Raw genomic sequence first — 19,174 nt, 5'->3', positions numbered from 1 at the left:
AATGAAAACGCTGCTGATAATTGATGCTTCACTGGGACTGGCTACAGGTTATCTGGCCAAAAAAATCACCGGCGCGGCAGCAGCCAGCGCCGGGATCACGCTGACCGATAATCCGGCAGAAGCCGATCGGGCGATCGTGGCAGGTAAGAACATTCCGGCAGACAGCGCGCTTAACGGCAAAGCCATTTATCTGGCGGACATTGAGCGGCTGATACGTCAACCGGGGCAGGTGCTGGCACAAGCGCAAACTGATGCCCAGCCCTATAGCGCACCCACGGCAACGGCGGCAGCTCCCGTGGCAGCAGGCAACGGGCCAAAACGTGTGTTGGCGGTGACCGCTTGCCCAACCGGCGTGGCGCATACCTTTATGGCGGCAGAAGCGATTGATACCGAAGCGAAAAAGCGTGGCTGGTGGGTCAAGGTTGAAACGCGGGGTTCGGTCGGTGCAGGCAATGTCATCACCGCAGAAGAAGTGGCGGCGGCCGACCTGGTGATCGTCGCGGCGGACATTGAAGTGGATCTGGCAAAATTCGTCGGCAAACCGATGTACCGCACCTCAACTGGCCTTGCGCTGAAGAAAACCGTGCAGGAGCTGGACAAAGCGGTGGCGGAAGCGCAGCTATACCAGCCACAGGGTAGCGAGCAGAGTAGTGCACAGCCAGAGAAGAAAGAGAAGGCCGGGGCCTATCGTCACCTGTTGACCGGCGTCTCCTACATGCTGCCGATGGTGGTCGCGGGGGGCTGATTACCGCTCTGTCGTTCGCGTTTGGTATCACTGCGTTCAAAGAGCCGGGTACGCTGGCGGCGGCGCTGATGCAGATTGGCGGTAATACCGCCCTGGCACTGATGGTGCCGGTGCTGGCAGGCTTTATTGCTTTCTCAATAGCCGACCGTCCGGGGCTGGCACCGGGCCTGGTAGGCGGAATGCTGGCCACCACCATCAATGCCGGTTTCCTCGGCGGGATTATCGCCGGCTTTATCGCCGGTTATGCGGCGAAATTCCTCAGTTCGAAACTGAAGCTGCCGACCAGTATGGAAGCGCTCAAGCCGATACTAATAATCCCGCTGGTGTCCAGCCTGGTCACTGGTTTGCTGATGATCTATGTGGTGGGTAAACCGGTTGCCGGTATTATGTCTGGCCTGACCAGCTGGCTGGCGAATATGGGCACCGCTAACGCCGTGGTGCTGGGGGCTATCCTTGGTGGCATGATGTGTCTGGATATGGGTGGGCCGTTGAACAAAGTCGCCTACGCTTTCGGCGTGGGCCTGCTTAGCTCGCAAACCTATGCGCCAATGGCGGCGATCATGGCGGCCGGTATGGTTCCCCCGTTGGCGATGGGGGTGGCAACGCTGGCAGCACGCAGCAAGTTCAGCAAAAGCCAGCAGGAAGGAGGCAAGGCAGCACTGGTACTGGGGATGTGCTTTATCTCTGAAGGTGCCATTCCGTTTGCCGCCCGTGACCCGATGCGCGTCCTTCCATGCTGTGTTATCGGTGGTGCAGTGACGGGGGCGATCTCCATGACCATCGGTGCCAGGCTGATGGCCCCACATGGCGGCCTGTTTGTGCTGCTGATCCCGGGGGCGATCACCCCGGTGGTGGGTTACCTGCTGGCGATTATCGCCGGCACGCTGGTGGCTGGCCTGTCTTACGCGCTGCTGAAACGCCCGGAAACCGAGCTGGCTCAGGCCTGATTGACCGCTAAAGGGTCAATGCTCAGTTTCGCCCAGCCTTGACAAGGGCGGAGCGTTTATTTCGCTCCGTCCTTAATTGTTTCTGTTCTGATTTCAACCACGCACTTTCACCTTTCCAGCTATCTGCATCCGTCATCTTTAATACCGGGTAATCTGACTCTCAGGTCAAAGCACCAAAACCAGAGGGGCCTGTTCCCATTTTTCAGAATTACATCCTGCTCTTTATAAAGGGAAAATTTTTGTCACCTGGCCATGAGACTAACCATTCGCAGCGATGCTCAAGCGCCCGCTCCTTGACAAATTCAATAGCTTGTTACCGACCCAAGATCCCGACATTCAGGCTTCACCTATACATGAGTGACCTTTCCCCGGCACCGATTGATTAAGTTCAGAGATGAGATTTTATTCACCACAAATAGCGGAGAACGCCGATCAACTCAGCCTCTTTTTCAGCAACAACGTAGATTAAATTCTCCATAGCAGGTAATTGCTTTTTTATTGATGATTGCACAGCAAGAGGAGTTTTATCTGTGAGGGGTGCGGTTTCTTCATCATCGCTGCATAAAGCCCGGCGTAAATCGGCGAGAGTGGGCAACTGGTCAATCAGGGATTGATGAATACGGATTTCATCAGCATCGCGGTGAAGCTTCAGGCCGCCTTACCTGAGCTTATGATTAAGCGAATATGACAGATCAGGTTAATGCTATGAGTCGCCCGCACCGGGCGACTCCGTTAAACCGCCGAAAATGGCCTGTTAAAGGCAACGTATTATTTCTGTTCTGACTTCAACCAGGCAATCTCATCTTGCCAGATGGCGGGATTGATCGTTTCCAGAATCATCGGAATACCGTCAAAGCGCTTATCCTTCATCAGCCAGCTGAATACCGTCTTGCCGATATTGCCTTCGCCCAGACTGTGATGTCGGTCGACCCGGCTGTTAAATTCACTTTTGGCATCGTTAAGATGCATACCGCGCAGATACTGGAAACCCACGATGCGATCGAACTCGGCGAAGGTGTTGATACAGGCTTCTTCACTGCGCAGATCGTAACCGCCGGCGAAAGCATGACAGGTATCAATACATACGCCAACGCGTGATTTATCTTCCACGCCGTCAATAATCGCCGCCAGATGCTCGAAGCGAAACCCAAGGTTGCTGCCCTGACCGGCGGTATTTTCAATTACTGCGGTTACGCCGGTGGTTTTATCCAGCACGAGGTTGATCGACTCGGCGATGCGCTTCAGGCACTGATCTTCCGTAATCTGCTGCAGATGACTGCCGGGATGGAAGTTAAGCAGCGTCAGGCCCAGCTGCTGGCAGCGAGTCACTTCATCGAGAAACGCCTCACGCGATTTTTCCAGGGCTTCAGCCATCGGATGGCCCAGATTAATCAGATAGCTGTCGTGGGGCAGGATCTGCGCCGGAGTATAATGGTGTTTTTCACAGGCGCGGCGAAAGGCGCAAATCACTTCATCAGTTAGCGGGGCCGCGCGCCACTGGCGCTGGTTTTTGGTGAAAAGGGCAAAAGCCGTCGCTTCCAACTCCGCAGCGCGTTCCACCGCCCGATCCACGCCGCCCGCTGCGCTCACGTGGGCACCAATATATTTCATGCCGTTCTCCTGTTAATGACCTGCTGAATAGCAGGCTGGCCATGATAACCGGAAAATGCGCGAAATTATGCCATCAAATGCCGTACCAGCAGATTGATCGCACCGCCGCCGGCCATCAGCCAGATAAACAGCACCAGTCCCAGAATCAGCGGTTTGAAACCGGCACGTTTTAGCGCTTCAATACGGGTGGTCAGTCCCAGCGCGGCCATCGCGGTAGCCAGCAGCAGATTATCCAGCTGATTTATGTGCGTTATCCAGTGTGATGGCAGTTGATGCAGCGAGTTAAACAGCGTGACGCCGATAAACATCAAGGCAAACCACGGGAAGACAATCGGGCCGCTGTCGCCCGGGCCGTTGCTGCTGCGCACCCTGGCCGCCAGCAGCAGCAGGAAGGGGGCCAGCAGCATCACGCGCAGCAGTTTGGCAATCACCGCCGCATTTTCCGCTTCAGGACCAAGCGTGTGCCCGGCGGCGACCACCTGTGCCACCTCATGCATGGTAGAGCCGATATACACACCATATTCACCGAGGCTAACCTGCGGTAACAGGTAACTGACCAGCGGCCACATCAACGGATAGATAAATATCGCCAGCGTGCCGAAAATCACCACGGTTGCCATCGCCACCGCCACTTTGGCGGTATCGGCTTTGATCACCGGTTCAGTGGCAAGAATGGCGGCAGCGCCACAGATGCTGCTGCCGGCGCCGATCAGCCAGCTGGTATCGCGATCCAGCCCCAGCAGGCGCTGACCAAGCCAGCAGGCGAGCAGAAAGGTGGAGCCAAGCATCAGCACATCGATGATCACGCCGCGCAACCCCACATCGGTAAGCTGCTGCAGCGTCAGACGAAAGCCGTACAGTACGATCCCGGCGCGTAACAGCTGCTGTTTCGCCAGCTGCGTGCCACTGTCACAGCGCGACGCCAGGCGTGAATAAACGGTATTGCCAACGATAATGCCGCCAATGATCGCCAGCGTTAACGACCCCAGCCCCAGGGCAGCCACCTGTGGCAGGTTACCCAGCGATGTGGCCAGTACGGCGATGGTCACAGCCAGCAGCAGGCCGGGTAGATGGCGGGCAGAATTATGTGCTGTGTGGGCTGTCGTCAGTGTGCTCATGATGCTTCTCCGGTTGCAATATCCCCATCATGCGCGGCGCTGGCTTAAAAGAGAAATTGATTATATATTTATAACCAACCACTATAAGAGATAAAGCCGCACACACAGCATCATCCACCATGAATGATGTTGTGCAGCGACAGACGATGAAAGGAAAGGCTATGCACATTACTCTGCGCCAGCTGGAAGTGTTTAGCGAAGTGCTGAAAAATGGATCCACCACTCAGGCGTCTCAGGTGCTGGCGCTGTCGCAGTCAGCGGTCAGCGCGGCACTGGCGGATCTGGAAAGGCAGCTAGGCGTGCAGCTGTTTGACCGGGTCGGCAAACGGCTGGTGATTAATGAGCACGGTCGGTTGCTCTACCCACGCGTAGTGGCGCTGCTGGAGCAGGCGCTGGATATCGAGCAGCTGTTTCGTGAAGACAACGGTGCACTGCGTCTCTCGGCCAGCAGCACCATTGGCAACTACATGCTGCCAGGCATGATTGCCCGTTACCGTCGTGATTACCCCACTTTACCGCTGGAACTCAACGTCGGTAACAGTCAGGAGGTGATCGCCGCGGTGGCAGATTTCCGCGTCGATATCGGTTTGATCGAGGGGCCATGCCATATGCCGGAGCTGGTAAGCGAACCCTGGCTGGAGGATGAACTGGTGGTGTTTGCCGCGCCGGGTTGTGACATTCTTAGCCGCCCGGTGTCGCTACAAAGCCTGGCTGCCGCGCCGTGGATCTTGCGTGAACAAGGCTCCGGCACGCGCGAAATCGTGGATTATCTGCTGCTGTCGCATCTGCCGCAGTTTACACTGGCGCTGGAGCTGGGAAACTCCGAAGCGATCAAAAACGCGGTGCGCTACGGGATGGGCATCAGCTGCCTGTCGCGCCGGGCGATTGCCGAACAGCTGGCGCTGGGAACGCTGACAGAAGTGGCTATTCCACTGCCCGAACTGAAACGCACGCTGTACCGCATTCACCATCGTCAGAAACACATCTCCAAAGCCCTGGGCCGCTTTCTCAGCTACTGCATGGAAGAAGCAGATAAGTTCGCATAACGCCGTTGTTGCGCTCATTTCCCGCATCGGGCAGAAGGCTCTTCTAATAATCATCAGCGGATCATGAAGCAAACTTATAAAACGGCGTTAGCGCTATACCACCGATGGCAGGTTGCTATAATCGCGCCTCATTTTGCTACAGCGCAGCGTTAAAACATGGATCATGACATAAAAACAACACAACAGTCTGGCTTAAAGCGTGAACTTAAAGCTCGTCATTTAACGATGATCGCCATCGGCGGTTCGATTGGTACCGGTCTTTTTGTCGCCTCTGGCGCCACCATTTCCCAGGCGGGGCCGGGCGGAGCGCTACTGTCTTATGCACTGATCGGCCTGATGGTCTACTTTCTGATGACCAGCCTCGGTGAGCTGGCGGCATTTATGCCGGTCTCCGGCTCCTTTTCCACCTACGGTGCCAAATATGTTGAAGAGGGCTTTGGCTTCGCACTGGGCTGGAACTACTGGTACAACTGGGCGGTGACCATTGCCGTCGATCTGGTGGCCTCACAGCTGGTGATGACCTGGTGGTTCCCGGATACCCCGGGCTGGATCTGGAGCGCCCTGTTCCTGAGCCTGATTTTCCTGCTTAACTACATCTCGGTAAAAGGGTTTGGTGAAGCCGAGTACTGGTTCTCACTGATTAAAGTGAGCACGGTTATCGTATTTATCGTTGTTGGCGTGATGATGATCGTCGGCATTTTGCGCGGCGCGGAAAGTGCCGGTTGGCAAAACTGGCAGATCGGCGATGCGCCGTTCTCCGGCGGTTTCTCCGCCATGATTGGCGTGGCGATGATCGTCGGCTTCTCATTCCAGGGCACGGAACTGATCGGCATTGCTGCCGGTGAATCCAAAGACCCGGCAAAAAATATTCCGCGTGCGGTGCGTCGGGTGTTCTGGCGCATTTTGCTATTCTACGTGTTTGCCATCCTGGTGATCAGCCTGATCATTCCCTATACCGATCCCAGCCTGCTGCGCACCGATATCAAAGATATCAGCGTCAGTCCGTTCACGCTGGTGTTCCAGCATGCCGGGCTGCTGTCAGCGGCGGCGGTGATGAATGCCGTTATCCTGACGGCGGTCCTGTCAGCAGGCAACTCGGGGATGTACGCCTCCACGCGTATGCTTTACACCCTGGCTTCCGAGGGCAAAGCCCCGCGTATTTTCGCCCGGCTGTCTGAAGGTGGCGTGCCGCGCAACGCACTGTACGCCACCACGGTGGTAGCGGGACTGTGCTTCCTGACCTCGATGTTTGGCAACCAGACGGTCTATCTGTGGTTACTGAACACCTCGGGAATGACCGGGTTTATTGCTGGCTGGGGATTGCCATCAGCCATTACCGCTTCCGTAAGGGCTATATGGCACAGGGGCGCTGTCTTGCTGAACTGCCTTATCGTTCCGCTTTCTTCCCGCTGGGGCCGATCTTCGCTTTCGTACTCTGCCTGATGATTACCCTCGGGCAGAACTATCATGCGTTTCTCGCCGACCGCATTGACTGGTACGGCGTGGCAGCAACCTATATCGGTATTCCGCTGTTCCTGCTTATCTGGCTGGGCTTCCGACTGACGCGCAAAAGCCGTTTGGTGAAATACAGCGAAATGGAGTTCCCGACGTTCAATCAGTAGCAGGATTGCCGTCTTGAGTGAAGGCGCGGATCCCGCGCCTTTTTGTTGCTGTATGATTCAGTATGACAAATCATGTTGATAAGTATTATCATTTGCCCTCTTTTCACCGGCATTCACCAGGCTGAACAGGTATTGATAATGAGTTTAACTGACCAGATCGTGCAGCAGACAGACACTGTACCGCCGCGAGGCGTGATGGTGCGCTACCACCAGTTACTGCGCCACCGGCTACTGATTATGGCCTTGCTGATGGTGGCCATTGTCGCCTCGCTGATGCTTGACTTTACCCTCGGCCCTTCCGGGCTGTCCTTACCCGCGCTGTGGCAGACGCTGCTGTCGCCAGAAACGGCGGATGCCGGTACCCGGGTGATCGTCTGGGATATTCGTCTGCCGTATGCGCTAATGGCGGTGGTGGTCGGGCTGGGCCTCGGCCTGGCGGGGGCTGAAATGCAGACCATCCTCAATAACCCGCTGGCCAGTCCTTTTACCCTTGGCGTCTCTTCCGCTGCGGCTTTCGGCGCGGCGCTGGCGATTGTACTCGGTATCGGCATCCCGGGCATTCCCGACCAGTGGTTTATCTCGGCTAATGCCTTTGTCTTTGCCCTGCTGGCCGCGTTGATGCTGGATGCGGTGACGCGCTGGACTCAGGTGTCAACTTCCGGCGTGGTGCTGTTTGGTATTGCGCTGGTCTTTACCTTTAACGCGCTGGTTTCGATGATGCAGTTTATCGCCAACGAAGACACCTTGCAGGGGCTGGTATTCTGGACCATGGGCAGCCTGGCGCGGGCTTCGTGGGAAAAACTGGCGGTGCTGTGCGGCGCGTTGCTGCTGCTGATGCCGTTCTCAATGATGAGCGCCTGGAAGCTGACCGCGCTGCGGTTGGGAGAAGATCGCGCGGTCAGTTTTGGCATTGATGTGCGCCGTCTGCGGCTGGTGACGCTGCTGCGCATCAGTATTATCTCTGCCCTGGCGGTCGCCTTTGTCGGGCCGATTGGTTTTATCGGGCTGGTCGCACCGCATATCTCGCGCCTGATTTTCGGCGAAGATCACCGCTTCTATCTGCCGGCCAGTGCACTGACCGGGGCGCTGGTATTATCCCTGGCCTCGGTGGTGTCAAAAAATCTGATCTCCGGGGTGATTATTCCGGTCGGCATCGTCACCTCGCTGGTCGGCGTACCGTTCTTTCTGAGCATTATCATGCGCCATCGGGGGAGTGTCTGATGCAGGGGCTGAAAATCAGCGGCTTCAAAGCCGGATATCCGAAACGCCAGGTGATCGACAACCTGAACGTGGAGCGGCTGCCGCGTGGCAAAATTACCGTCCTGCTGGGGCCGAATGGCTGCGGTAAGTCGACGCTGTTGCGTTCTTTGGCCGGGCTAAATAAGGCACAAGGGGAGCTGTGGCTGAACGGCGAAGAGCTGACGGCGCAGCCGTTTGCCCGCCGTGCTTCACGCGTGGTGTATCTGCCGCAGTCTTTGCCGGCCGGGGTGCATCTGCATGTGCTGGAGTCGATTATCGTGGCGCAGAGAGCCAGCGGCGGGCGCAGCAGCGCCGCCAGCGAAGCCGAAGTGATGACGCTGCTGGAACAGCTGGGCATCGCGCACCTGGCGCTTAGCTATCTCGACCAGCTTTCTGGCGGACAGAAACAGCTGGTCGGGCTGGCACAGTCGCTGATCCGTCGCCCGGAACTGCTGTTGCTCGATGAACCGTTAAGCGCGCTCGATTTGAACTTTCAGTTTCATGTGATGGATTTAGTCCGGCGAGAAACGCGTCTGCGCAATATTGTTACCGTGGTGGTGGTGCACGACATCAACATCGCGCTGCGCCACGCCGAGCATGTGCTGATGTTGCAAAACGGGGAGTTAATCGCGCACGGGCAGCCGGAAGAGGTGATTACGCCGCAAAGCCTGGCGCGGGTATACGGGGTTAAAGGGCGCATTGAGCGCTGTTCGCAGGGGGTTCCGCAGGTGTTGATTGATGGCCTGATAACCACGCCGGCATTCTAGCCGCGGGTTTACGTCGTATCAGGTCGCTTGACGTGAAGTTAAGCTGACTAAGAGTGTTTAATTTCATTGGGTTACCGTTTCCTTCATACACTGTTTGCTACTTATTAACGATGTAAACTGGAAAAAAATGAAGAAGAAACTGCTATTTACCCTGATGGCGCTCTGTTCAGCTAATGCAGCAGCCAACGTTGATTTCTATGCCGGAGAAGGGATTGATTACACCGCAGTGGTGATTAAATTTAGCGAAAAGGGCATGAAGTCGCTGAACCTGAATGATGCACAGCCCGACAGCCATAAAAATATTCGTCTCAGCAACAGCTATGGTATGCAACTGAGTATGAATAAGCTTTTTGACGATGCTCCCCGCTCCTCACGGCTGGGCGTTAATAGCAATAACAACGGCTTGCATCGGTATTTTGAAATAAAGTTGCCGGAAAGCCAGAAACGCAACATTCATTATATTAATGACATCATCGATGCTATTGAAAAAGAGCATGATGTAGAGACGGTTTATCCGGACTCCAAACCTGTATCTCTGGATCAATATGCCACAGAAACCGGTGTAATGGGCCGCTTTTCCGCCGCAGGCAAGCCATCATCACCGGCTGCGGATGCAACGGTTCCCTCCTTTGTTGCCCTGCAGTACTACATGAAGTCACCGGATGATAAAAAAGCAGGTTACGCTCTGGGCGGGATCAATGCGTTTGCGGCACACGAAACCTATCCCGGCAGTAAAGGTGAGGGCATCACCGTGCTGTCCAATGAGATCGATCGCTGGGATCCTGAACACCTTGACCTTCCTCAACCCCTGTTTGTATTTAGCCCGAAGCCAGAGAAGATAAGCGCACACGATACGATGTCAGTTGGCATCATGGCCGCAAAAGATAATGGTTTTGGCGTGACCGGCATTGCCAATCAGGCCAGCTTCGCCTACAGCGATTCGCCCATTAAGGAGTTTATTAAAGGCGTTCAGCGGCTGAAACCGGGAGACGTGGTACAGCTGGGTATCCAGTTAGGCACGACCGACATAGCCGAATGTAGCGAAAATTGCTATATCCCTATGGAAGGCAGTCAGTCCTGGTTTGATGCCATCAAAACCGCCACCGATAGTGGTATCCACGTCATTGCCGCTGCGGGCAACGGTAATCTGAATCTTGATCACCCGAGTTTCAAAGGCAAGTTCGACCGCAAAAAGCGTGATTCCGGCTCGATTATCGCCGGAGCAATGGATGCGCAAACGGGTAAAAGAGCCTGGTACAGTGATTATGGTTCTGCGGTAAGCAGCGCTTCCTGGGGCGAGGATGTTGTTACCACCTATGCTAATGGCCGGAAAGCCGATTTGTGGGATGCCCCCAACGCGCAATTTACCGAAAGTTTCTCCGGTACTTCTTCAGCTAACCCGATTATCGCCGGTGCGGTGGCTGGCCTGTCGGGCATTGCGAAACAACAGGGTAAAACGATTTCGCCTAAGGAAATGCGCGCGCTGTTAACGAAAACCGGCACCCCGCTGAACAGCCCCGGTAAGCCTGTTGGCACCCAGCCCGACATGGTGAGAGCGGCAGAAGAACTCGTGGGCGATGACAAGCCAACCCAGGATCTTGAGCTGTCTGGTTTGCAGGCAGGCCCGATCGTTAAAGAGTCGGCAACCCTGGGTTTCAAGGTTAAGGCAGAAGGAAAACTGAAACTGGTTGCAGAGGTGGTTAACAGTAAAGGGGTTAAAAAAGGCTCGGTCAAGAAACAGCTCAACGATAACAGCGCGACGGTCAAGGTATCTTTGTCATCCGTTACGCCGGGTGAATATGTTCTGCGCTATACGGCAACCAATGACCAGGGGATGCTGATTAAGCAGGACAGTCAGACATTCTCGCTAAGCGGCGCGCCATCGGCTCCGGGCTGGGATAAAAATAAGACCTATGACAAGGCCTGTACCGAAGTCTCCTGGGGCGGAAAAGTATGGCTGAATGGCTGGTGGGTAAAAGGCACGACGCCAGGCAGTGAAGGTGAATGGGGTGCATGGCGTTTGAAGGGCGCAAAGAACATGCACGGAGGTTGTTAAGAAAGGCGTTGATCGATGTCGTCAGTGGCCACGATCGCCGTGAACAGCTGACGAGTCGGTCACGTTAAGTGTGTCATTCCAGGGTAACAGAGTAACAGGAATGACACATGTCTGCGATCTGCGCGCTACAACGCCAGCAGATGTTTCGCGTGGAAGCGCAGATGATCTTCGATAAAGCTGGCGATAAAGAAGTAGCTGTGGTCATAACCCGGTTGAATGCGCAAGGTGAGCGGATAGCCCAGCTCTTGCGCCATCGATCCCAGCCGCTCAGGCCGCAGCTGGTCGGCCAGGAACTGATCGCTGTCCCCCTGGTCGACCAGCATCGGCAGCACCGCACCGCCGTTGCGCATCAGCCAGCAGCTGTCATATTGCTGCCACGTGCTGGTGTCCTCCCCCAGGTAGGCGTTAAAGGCCTTTTGCCCCCATGCCACCTCCACCGGATTAACGATCGGCGCGAAAGCGGACACCGAACTGAATTTCCCCGGATTGCGCAGTGCCATCATCAATGCCCCGTGCCCGCCCATCGAATGCCCCATCATCGCCTGACGATCGCTGACGTTGAAGTTACCGGCGATCAGCGCCGGAAGCTCGCTGTTGATATAATCGTACATGCGGAAATGGCTGGACCACGGGGCTTCGCTGGCATTGAGGTAGAAACTCGCCCCCTGGCCAAGATCGTAACTGTCGTCGTTGGCGACATGTTCACCGCGTGGACCGGTATCCGGCATCACCAGCACCAGCCCCAGTTCTGCGGCCACGCGCTGCGCCCCGGACTTGACGCTGAAGTTCTCATCGCTGCAGGTCAATCCGGCGAGAAACCAGACGACAGGTGGCGGCGTGCTGCCTTTCGGCTCCGGCAGGAAGATGCTGAAGGTCATCGTGCAGTTCATGCTGGTGGATGGGTGGCGGTAACGCTGCTGCCAGCCACCAAACAGGCGATGTTCCTCTAAAAGCTCCAGTGAAGATGGCATCCTTGTCTTCCTTATGATTTCGTGAAATGCACCACGGTACGAATCGATTTACCTTCATGCATCAACTCAAACGCGTCGTTGATCTCCTCCAGCGGCAGATTGTGGGTAATAAAGTCATTAAGCTGGAACTCTCCGTTCATATAACGCTCAACGATACCCGGCAGCTGCGTGCGGCCCTTCACGCCGCCAAAAGCGGAGCCGCGCCAGACCCGGCCGGTGACAAGCTGGAACGGACGGGTGGCGATCTCTTCGCCCGCGCCGGCCACGCCGATAATCACCGACTCGCCCCAGCCCTTGTGGCAGCACTCCAGCGCAGAACGCATCACGTTGACGTTACCGATGCACTCGAAGGAGAAATCCACGCCGCCGTCGGTCATTTCAACGATGACATCCTGAATCGGCTTGTCGAAGTCTTTCGGGTTAATCAGGTCGGTGGCCCCGAGCTTGCGTGCCAGATCGTACTTGCTGCTGTTAATGTCGATGCCGATAATCCGCCCGGCTTTAGCCATTTTCGCGCCAATAATCGCCGACAGCCCGATACCACCCAAACCGAAGATGGCTACGGTGTCGCCTTCCTTCACGTTGGCGGTATTGATGACCGCGCCCATGCCGGTGGTCACGCCACAGCCCAGCAGGCACACTTCTTCCAGCGGCGCTTCTTTACTGATCTTCGCCAGTGAGATTTCCGGCACCACGGTATATTCAGAAAACGTCGAGGTACCCATATAATGATAAACCGGCTGGCCGTCTTTAAAGAAGCGGGTGGTGCCGTCCGGCATCAGGCCTTTACCCTGAGTGGTGCGGATGGCCTGGCACAGATTGGTTTTGCCGGAGAGGCAGAATTTACACTGACGACATTCCGGGGTATACAGCGGAATAACATGGTCGCCGACCGCCACGCTGGTCACGCCTTCACCGACCGCTTCCACCACGCCGCCGCCTTCATGGCCGAGCACCGCCGGGAACACGCCCTCCGGATCCTTGCCCGACAGGGTATAGGCATCGGTATGACATACGCCGGTGGCCACAATGCGTACCAGCACTTCACCTTTCTGCGGCGGCATCAGGTCCAGTTCTTCTATTTTCAGTGGTTCACCGGCAGCCCAGGCTACGGCAGCGCGCGTTTTAATCATCTGCATATATTGCTCCAGTCAGTGGCTCCGCGCCGGGTTAACCGGTCGGGAGCAGAATGTGTGGTTAAGCCTAACCAGGGTTGAAGAAAAGCGCCTCTATTCGCGGCTGTTTGCATCCAAATGTTCAATAATCAGGTATTTCAGCGCTTCAATATTGGCGCTGAACGCATCGCGTCGCCATATCAGCAGGGTCCTGGTATCACGCATGGCGGGCGGCAGCGGATGCTGGCGCACGCGCTCATGGCCCGGCAGTTGTGCCAGAACGGCAGCGGGCAGCAGCGCCAGCCCACCGCCGCTGGCAACGCAGGCGAGCATCGCGTGATAAGACGGGATCTCTGTCACGCTGCCAGGCTGGACTCCGGCGGCAAGAAACCAGGTTTCGCAGCGAACGCGGTAGGAACAGCCGGGGCGAAAGGCGAACAGGGTGCAGCCTGCCGCATCTGCCGGACGGCTGATGAGGCGGTGATCCAGGCTTGAGATCAGCACCAACTCCTCGTGAAATGCCACGCAGCCGTTAAGCTCATCAATATTCACCGGACCATCCACCAGCGCGGCGGCCAGAGTTCCGGCGCGGACCCGCTCGATCAGCTCGCCCGATGTGCCGGTAACCAGCGCCAGCCTGACTGCCGGATAACGCCGGTGAAACTCGGCCAGCAGCAGAGGCAGGCGCGTGGCCGCCGTGCTTTCCGTTGAGCCAAGAGCGAAATGCCCCCCCGGTTGGCTGGCGTGAGTCATACTGAGTGCTTCTTCACTCAGAAGCAGAATACGCCGCGCATAACAGAGAAAGTTGTGGCCCATCGGTGACAGGCGCAACCGCTGTTTTTCACGAATAAACAGGTTGCCACCCAACTCTTCTTCCAGCTGGCGCAGGCGGGTGGTGAGGTTTGACGGCACGCGATGCAGCTGCTGCGCCGCCCGCGCCATCGAACCGCAGTCCGCCACGGCACAAAACATTTTCAGCTGGGTCAGATCCATGTATTCACTTATCGTAATTAACTTTGTCAGTATTATTCACTTTTCGTCATTCTATTCCTGGTACATGCGGGTGGCAACCGGTATTCCAGCCTGCTGGTATGTTGCCAGGTCGTCTGGCGTAGCGCGCCAACCTGAGGCTGCTGTCGGCCATCTCTACTCTCTCAACCCCACGGCTGGGGCCAGCGCTGCATGTCGCCGGCGGTGCGTTGCCGATTGCCGGAGCGCGGATTTAGCGGCGTGCGGTTGCGGCTGAATAAACTGTTTCACTGCCTGTTAAATGGATTCACTGGATTACACGCCGAATGTGTTCCAGAATAGCGCTCACGAAATTTCGCCGGGACTGTCACGGTTATCCACACGCTTATGCCGCTGTCAACGCCGTCTTACTGTGGCAGGACGACGGTGAGCGGATGCGCTTGCCCGAGGTGGATAGCCAGCAGCCCCCACCACTGCCGGAGAAGAAAAACACATGGCGACGTTGAGTCAGGAAGCCACACTCGTTCATCAGGCGCTGGTCGCCCGTGGTCTGGAAACCCCGCTGCGTTCACCGGGGCGTGAAATGGACGACGAAACCCGCAAACAGCTGATTGCCGGCCATATGACCGAAATCATGCAGCTGCTGAATCTCGATCTGGAAGATGACAGCCTGGCGGAGACACCGCAGCGTATTGCTAAAATGTACGTCAATGAAGTGTTTTCCGGCCTGGATTATGCCAACTTCCCGAAAATCACCGTGATCGAAAACAAGATGAAAGTGGATGAGATGGTGACGGTGCGTGATATCACGCTGACCAGCACCTGTGAGCATCATTTTGTGATCATCGATGGCCAGGCCACCGTGGCGTATATCCCGAAAGACAAGGTGATTGGCCTGTCCAAAATCAATCGCATCGTGCAGTTCTTCTCCTCGCGCCCGCAGGTGCAGGAGCGACTGACACAGCAGATCCTCGTGGCGTTGCAGACGCTGCTCGATACCAGCAACGTGGCGGTATCGATCGACGCGGTGCACTATTGCGTCAAAGCACGCGGGATCCGTGATGCCACCAGCGCCACCACCACCACTTCGCTGGGCGGACTGTTTAAGTCCAGCCAGAATACCCGCCAGGAATTTCTGCGTTCGGTGCGTCATCGTTAATTCATTATCTGTCCCGGGCGGGCGCTTTCTGCGAAGCGCCCGCGCTTAACCGTGAAACAGGGCGCTGAGTAAGAGACACCGCCCCTGTGTGGAACCTGCTATGTCCCGTATTCTTCCGCTGGATTTTGTACGCGGGGTGGCGATCCTCGGCATTCTGCTGCTCAATATCACCGCCTTTGGTTTACCGAAGGCCGCCTATCTTAATCCCGCCTGGAACGGGCTGCCTTCCACCAGTGATTTCCTGGTGTGGGCCACGTTGGATCTGCTGGCCCAGGCCAAATTCCTGACGCTGTTTGCCATCCTGTTTGGTGCCGGGCTGCAACTGCTGCTGCCCAGGGGCAAACGCTGGTTACAGTCGCGTCTCTCCTGGCTGGTGATTATCGGTTTTTTGCACGCGCTACTGCTGTGGGAGGGCGATATCCTGCTGGCCTATGGAATGATTGGGCTGATTGCCTGGCGCATGATCCGCGACGTTGCCGCCAGCAGCCAGTTGTTCAATACCGGTGTAATGCTGTATCTGGTCGGTAGTGCGGTGCTGATGATCCTCGGGCTGGCGTCCGGGTCGCAAGGCAACAGCTCATGGCTTGCGGACGCGGCTGATGTGCAGTATGAAACCTTCTGGCGCACGCACGGTGGCTGGCAAGCGGCGCTCAATCGCCTGGATATGCTGGGATTGACGCTGATGGCGCTGGCGGCGCAGTACGGCTGGCAGCTGGCGGGGTTAATGATGACGGGCGCGTCCCTGATGCGCAGCGGCTGGCTGCGCGGCAGCCGGAGCCTGCAACACTATCGGCGTTGCGGGATACTGCTGGTGCTCACGGGGCTGCTGATTGACCTACCTGCCATCGCCCTGCAATGGTACAGCCAGTGGGATTTCCGCTGGGCCGGATTTTATCTGCAATTGCCGCGTGAGATCAGCGCACCTTTTCAGGCGCTGGGCTATGCCGCGCTCTGTTATGGCTGGTGGCCTCAACTACAGCGGCTGCGCCTTACCCCGGCAATCAGCGCCGTCGGGCGCATGGCGCTTAGCAATTATTTGTTACAGACGCTGATCTGCACCACGCTGTTTAATCACTTCGCCCTGTTCAATCATTTAACCCGCCTGCAGCTGCTGGCGCTGGTACCGGCAATCTGGCTGGTGAACCTGCTGTTTTCTGTACTCTGGCTGCGTTTTTTCCGTCAGGGGCCGGTGGAATGGCTATGGCGGCGTTTGATCTCGTTGGGCGTCAATACAGAGCGTAAATCCTCTGACGGAAGATGACGCGCTTCACAAAGTGGCGAAAGGGGCTGTAACCGTTTTCATGGCTGTGAGGTTTCTCACGTAGCCAGCGTTGGATGCCTGACAAAATAGAAAGCAGAATGTCTTATGTCAGGAGCAACAATGCAACATCGATTGAACAGCGGCGCATCGCCATGTTAACCATACGCGATGTGGCGCGGGAAGCGGGCGTCTCTGTCGCCACCGTCTCGCGGGTGCTTAACAACAGCTCGGTGGTCACCGCAGATACCCGCACCCGGGTAATGAAAACCATTGAACGGCTGGGTTATCGCCCTGATGCCAACGCCCAGGCGCTGGCTAACCGGCTCAGTGATACCATCGGCGTGGTGGTGATGGATGTCTCCGACCCGTTCTTTGGCGCGCTGATCAAAGCGGTTGACGCCGTTGCCCGCTCGATGCAGATGCAGGTCTTGATCAATAATGCCTGGCATCAGGCGGACAAAGAGCGCCACGCCATTGAAGTGCTGATCCGTCAGCGCTGCCATGCCCTGATCGTACACGCAAAAGCATTGTGCGACAGGGAGCTGGCCGCCCTGATGCAGCAGGTGCCGGGCATGGTACTGATCAACCGGGTAGTGCCGGGTTTTGCCCACCGCTGCGTGTATCTTGATAACGTCAGCGGGGCGCTGATGGCGATGCATATGTTGCAACAGCACGGGCACCAGCGCATTGCTTATCTCGGTTCATCCCATGCGATTGAAGATAACGCGCAGCGGCGCGCAGGCTGGCACCAGGCGCTAGGCGAGCAAGGCATAACTCCGCCAGACAGCTGGTGTGCCGGGGGCGAACCTGATTTGCAGGGCGGCGAGCTGGCGATGGTCGAACTGCTGGGGCGCAATCTGCAACTGACGGCGGTATTTGCCTATAACGACAGTATGGCGGCCGGTGCGCTGGCGGCATTGAAAGATAACGCAATTGCGGTGCCGCAGCAGCTTTCACTGGTCGGATTCGACGATATTCCCTTCGCACGTTATACCGACCCGCAGCTAAGCACGATGCGCTATCCCATCGCTTCAATGGCCAAACTGGCGACTGAACTGGCATTAAAGGCCGCCGCCGGGCAGCTTGATCCGCAGGAAAGCCACTGCTTTATGCCAACGCTGGTCAGGCGACATTCGGTCGCAGTTCGACAAACTGTGGCGGTGGTCACTAACTTAGGTGACGGCGGCCTGTAACCGCTTTCAATCTGTGAGTAAATTCACAGTTAATTAACAATTCTTTCTCTAAGATGGCAGCGTTTTCAGGCGGTCAAACATCATCTCTGAGTGCCTCCGCCCCCTGTCGCGGCGCCGCCGGCCATCCCTGAAACAATGAGACATATTCATCACACAGCAAGTGTTACGACACAAACGGTGAAGCGCCCGAAGCCGTTGGCCTGGCGTAACGTGACTGAAACGCATTTTGCATTTCTACCTAAAATCCTCGCTTCCTGTCGCTCTGTTTACCGACATACAGCGTTGAGTCATACCTTACAAAAACCGGAGATAACATGAATAAGAAGGTTTTCACGTTCAGCGTCCTGCTGGCCAGTATGACGTTTGGCGCAGCGGCTCAGGCTGCCGACACGCGCATTGGCGTTACCATCTATAAATACGACGACAACTTTATGTCAATGGTACGCAAGGATATTGAGAAAGAGGCTAAAAACAGCCCGGGCGTTCAGCTGTTGATGAACGACTCGCAGAACAGCCAGTCAACGCAAAACGACCAGGTCGACGTGTTGCTGGCGAAAGGGGTCAAGGCGCTGGCGATTAATCTTGTCGATCCGGCTGCGGCTGCCGTCGTCATTGCCAAAGCGAAAGCGAATGATGTCCCCGTGGTGTTTTTCAATAAAGAGCCGAGCGCCAAAACGCTGGCCAGCTACGACAAAGCTTATTATGTCGGAACGGACTCGAAAGAATCTGGCGTCAAGCAGGGCGAACTGATTGAAAAACACTGGAAGGCCAATCCAGCCTGGGATCTGAACAAAGACGGTGAGATGCAGTTTGTGCTGCTGAAGGGGGAACCTGGCCACCCGGACGCGGAAGCGCGCACCAAATATGTGATTGATACGTTAAACAAAGATGGCGTGAAAACCCAGCAGCTGCATTTAGATAACGCCATGTGGGATACCGCTCAGGCGAAAGACAAAGTGGATGCCTGGCTGTCCGGCCCTAACGGCAACAAAATCGAAGTGGTTATCGCTAATAACGATGCAATGGCAATGGGCGCGGTAGAGGCGTTGAAAGCGCATAACCGATCTTCTGTGCCGGTATTCGGCGTTGATGCACTACCCGAAGCGCTGGCGCTGGTGAAATCCTCAGCGATGGCCGGTACGGTGCTTAACGATGCGAAAAACCAGGCGAAAGCCACCCTGGAGCTGGCCAAAAACCTGGCGGCGGGCAAACCGGCGACCGAAGGCACCCGCTACAAACTTGATGGTAAAGTGGTACGCGTAGCCTATATACCGGTAGATAAAGACAACCTGTCTCAGCTGCCACAATAAGCGTTTCCTGATGCGGCCTGCCAGCCGCATCAGCCTAATCAGCCG

General features: G+C 56.4%; 13 protein-coding genes and 2 pseudogenes. 10 read left to right on the top strand and 5 right to left on the bottom strand.

Going from position 1 to position 19,174, the window contains the following annotated elements; genetic code table 11:
- Window position 1 precedes the first annotated feature (1 nt).
- Window positions 2–1,692 (top strand): annotated as a pseudogene (gene fruA, locus JGC47_RS10925) (PTS fructose transporter subunit IIBC).
- A 768-nt stretch (window positions 1,693–2,460) separates the two neighbouring features.
- On the opposite strand, the gene nfo reads toward fruA, so the two are convergent.
- Together nfo and JGC47_RS10915 are read right to left on the bottom strand one after the other, a co-directional pair.
- Window positions 2,461–3,303, bottom strand: coding sequence for a deoxyribonuclease IV (nfo, locus tag JGC47_RS10920; RefSeq protein ID WP_004158435.1), 843 nt, complete (start codon window positions 3,301–3,303; stop codon window positions 2,461–2,463).
- A 65-nt stretch (window positions 3,304–3,368) separates the two neighbouring features.
- Window positions 3,369–4,421: a YeiH family protein gene (locus tag JGC47_RS10915; protein ID WP_004158434.1), complete on the bottom strand. Its 1,053-nt coding sequence runs from the start codon at window positions 4,419–4,421 to the stop codon at window positions 3,369–3,371.
- A gap of 161 nt (window positions 4,422–4,582) precedes the next feature.
- On the opposite strand from JGC47_RS10915, the gene yieE reads away from it, so the two are divergent.
- The 5 genes and pseudogenes from yieE to JGC47_RS10890 all read left to right on the top strand — a co-directional run bounded on the left by yieE (window position 4,583) and on the right by JGC47_RS10890 (window position 11,151).
- Complete coding sequence (gene yieE, locus JGC47_RS10910) at window positions 4,583–5,467, top strand: DNA-binding transcriptional regulator YeiE (RefSeq protein WP_004158432.1); 885 nt, start codon at window positions 4,583–4,585, stop codon at window positions 5,465–5,467.
- A 156-nt stretch (window positions 5,468–5,623) separates the two neighbouring features.
- Window positions 5,624–7,089: pseudogene (locus tag JGC47_RS10905) on the top strand (amino acid permease).
- A 138-nt stretch (window positions 7,090–7,227) separates the two neighbouring features.
- Window positions 7,228–8,310, top strand: a complete 1,083-nt coding sequence (locus tag JGC47_RS10900) for a FecCD family ABC transporter permease (protein ID WP_004158428.1) — start codon at window positions 7,228–7,230, stop codon at window positions 8,308–8,310.
- Window positions 8,310–9,095, top strand: a complete 786-nt coding sequence (locus JGC47_RS10895; protein ID WP_004158425.1) for an ABC transporter ATP-binding protein — start codon at window positions 8,310–8,312, stop codon at window positions 9,093–9,095. The genes JGC47_RS10900 and JGC47_RS10895 overlap by 1 nt, the downstream gene beginning before the upstream one ends.
- A gap of 127 nt (window positions 9,096–9,222) precedes the next feature.
- Window positions 9,223–11,151 carry a S8 family serine peptidase gene (locus JGC47_RS10890; RefSeq protein ID WP_004158423.1) on the top strand — a complete coding sequence of 643 codons (1,929 nt, stop codon included), beginning with the start codon at window positions 9,223–9,225 and terminating at the stop codon, window positions 11,149–11,151.
- Between the two features lie 125 nt (window positions 11,152–11,276).
- Here the strand turns inward: JGC47_RS10890 and fghA are convergent, their stop codons facing one another.
- The 3 genes from fghA to ptrR form a co-directional block, all read right to left on the bottom strand.
- On the bottom strand, window positions 11,277–12,122 hold the full coding sequence (gene fghA / locus JGC47_RS10885; protein WP_004158421.1) for an S-formylglutathione hydrolase: 846 nt from the start codon (window positions 12,120–12,122) through the stop codon (window positions 11,277–11,279).
- An 11-nt stretch (window positions 12,123–12,133) separates the two neighbouring features.
- A complete protein-coding gene (locus JGC47_RS10880; protein ID WP_004158415.1) occupies window positions 12,134–13,261 on the bottom strand; it encodes an S-(hydroxymethyl)glutathione dehydrogenase/class III alcohol dehydrogenase in 1,128 nt (375 codons plus the stop codon).
- A gap of 90 nt (window positions 13,262–13,351) precedes the next feature.
- Complete coding sequence (ptrR, locus tag JGC47_RS10875; protein ID WP_004158414.1) at window positions 13,352–14,230, bottom strand: putrescine utilization regulator PtrR; 879 nt, start codon at window positions 14,228–14,230, stop codon at window positions 13,352–13,354.
- Window positions 14,231–14,699: 469 nt separating this feature from the next.
- Between ptrR and folE the strand changes: the two genes are divergently transcribed.
- From folE to mglB, 4 genes are all read left to right on the top strand, one after another.
- The gene (gene folE / locus JGC47_RS10870; RefSeq protein WP_004158413.1) at window positions 14,700–15,365 is read left to right on the top strand and encodes a GTP cyclohydrolase I FolE; all 666 of its coding nucleotides are present in this window, start codon (window positions 14,700–14,702) and stop codon (window positions 15,363–15,365) included.
- A 100-nt stretch (window positions 15,366–15,465) separates the two neighbouring features.
- On the top strand, window positions 15,466–16,626 hold the full coding sequence (gene yeiB, locus JGC47_RS10865; RefSeq protein WP_004158412.1) for a DUF418 domain-containing protein YeiB: 1,161 nt from the start codon (window positions 15,466–15,468) through the stop codon (window positions 16,624–16,626).
- 152 nt (window positions 16,627–16,778) lie between these two features.
- Window positions 16,779–17,819, top strand: a complete 1,041-nt coding sequence (gene galS, locus JGC47_RS10860; RefSeq protein ID WP_013036110.1) for an HTH-type transcriptional regulator GalS — start codon at window positions 16,779–16,781, stop codon at window positions 17,817–17,819.
- Between the two features lie 314 nt (window positions 17,820–18,133).
- Window positions 18,134–19,129: a galactose/glucose ABC transporter substrate-binding protein MglB gene (gene mglB, locus JGC47_RS10855; RefSeq protein ID WP_004158409.1), complete on the top strand. Its 996-nt coding sequence runs from the start codon at window positions 18,134–18,136 to the stop codon at window positions 19,127–19,129.
- The last annotated feature ends 45 nt before the right edge of the window (window positions 19,130–19,174 follow it).

Origin of the sequence: Erwinia amylovora (assembly GCF_017161565.1) — a bacterium.
Lineage (GTDB): Bacteria > Pseudomonadota > Gammaproteobacteria > Enterobacterales > Enterobacteriaceae > Erwinia > Erwinia amylovora.
The sequence above is the reverse complement of the archived record's forward strand: the minus strand, read 5'-3'. Positions and strand labels throughout refer to the sequence as shown.

Excerpts from the sequence above, each read along its gene's own strand:
- nfo (WP_004158435.1), bottom strand. The coding sequence starts at position 3,303 with ATGAAATATATTGGTGCCCACGTGAGCGCAGCGGGCGGCGTGGATCGG.
- JGC47_RS10880 (WP_004158415.1), bottom strand. The coding sequence starts at position 13,261 with ATGCAGATGATTAAAACGCGCGCTGCCGTAGCCTGGGCTGCCGGTGAA.
- JGC47_RS10895 (WP_004158425.1), top strand. The coding sequence starts at position 8,310 with ATGCAGGGGCTGAAAATCAGCGGCTTCAAAGCCGGATATCCGAAACGC.
- JGC47_RS10890 (WP_004158423.1), top strand. The coding sequence starts at position 9,223 with ATGAAGAAGAAACTGCTATTTACCCTGATGGCGCTCTGTTCAGCTAAT.
- galS (WP_013036110.1), top strand. The coding sequence starts at position 16,779 with ATGTTAACCATACGCGATGTGGCGCGGGAAGCGGGCGTCTCTGTCGCC.
- mglB (WP_004158409.1), top strand. The coding sequence starts at position 18,134 with ATGAATAAGAAGGTTTTCACGTTCAGCGTCCTGCTGGCCAGTATGACG.
- yeiB (WP_004158412.1), top strand. The coding sequence starts at position 15,466 with ATGTCCCGTATTCTTCCGCTGGATTTTGTACGCGGGGTGGCGATCCTC.
- fghA (WP_004158421.1), bottom strand. The coding sequence starts at position 12,122 with ATGCCATCTTCACTGGAGCTTTTAGAGGAACATCGCCTGTTTGGTGGC.
- folE (WP_004158413.1), top strand. The coding sequence starts at position 14,700 with ATGGCGACGTTGAGTCAGGAAGCCACACTCGTTCATCAGGCGCTGGTC.
- JGC47_RS10900 (WP_004158428.1), top strand. The coding sequence starts at position 7,228 with ATGAGTTTAACTGACCAGATCGTGCAGCAGACAGACACTGTACCGCCG.
- yieE (WP_004158432.1), top strand. The coding sequence starts at position 4,583 with ATGCACATTACTCTGCGCCAGCTGGAAGTGTTTAGCGAAGTGCTGAAA.
- ptrR (WP_004158414.1), bottom strand. The coding sequence starts at position 14,230 with ATGGATCTGACCCAGCTGAAAATGTTTTGTGCCGTGGCGGACTGCGGT.
- JGC47_RS10915 (WP_004158434.1), bottom strand. The coding sequence starts at position 4,421 with ATGAGCACACTGACGACAGCCCACACAGCACATAATTCTGCCCGCCAT.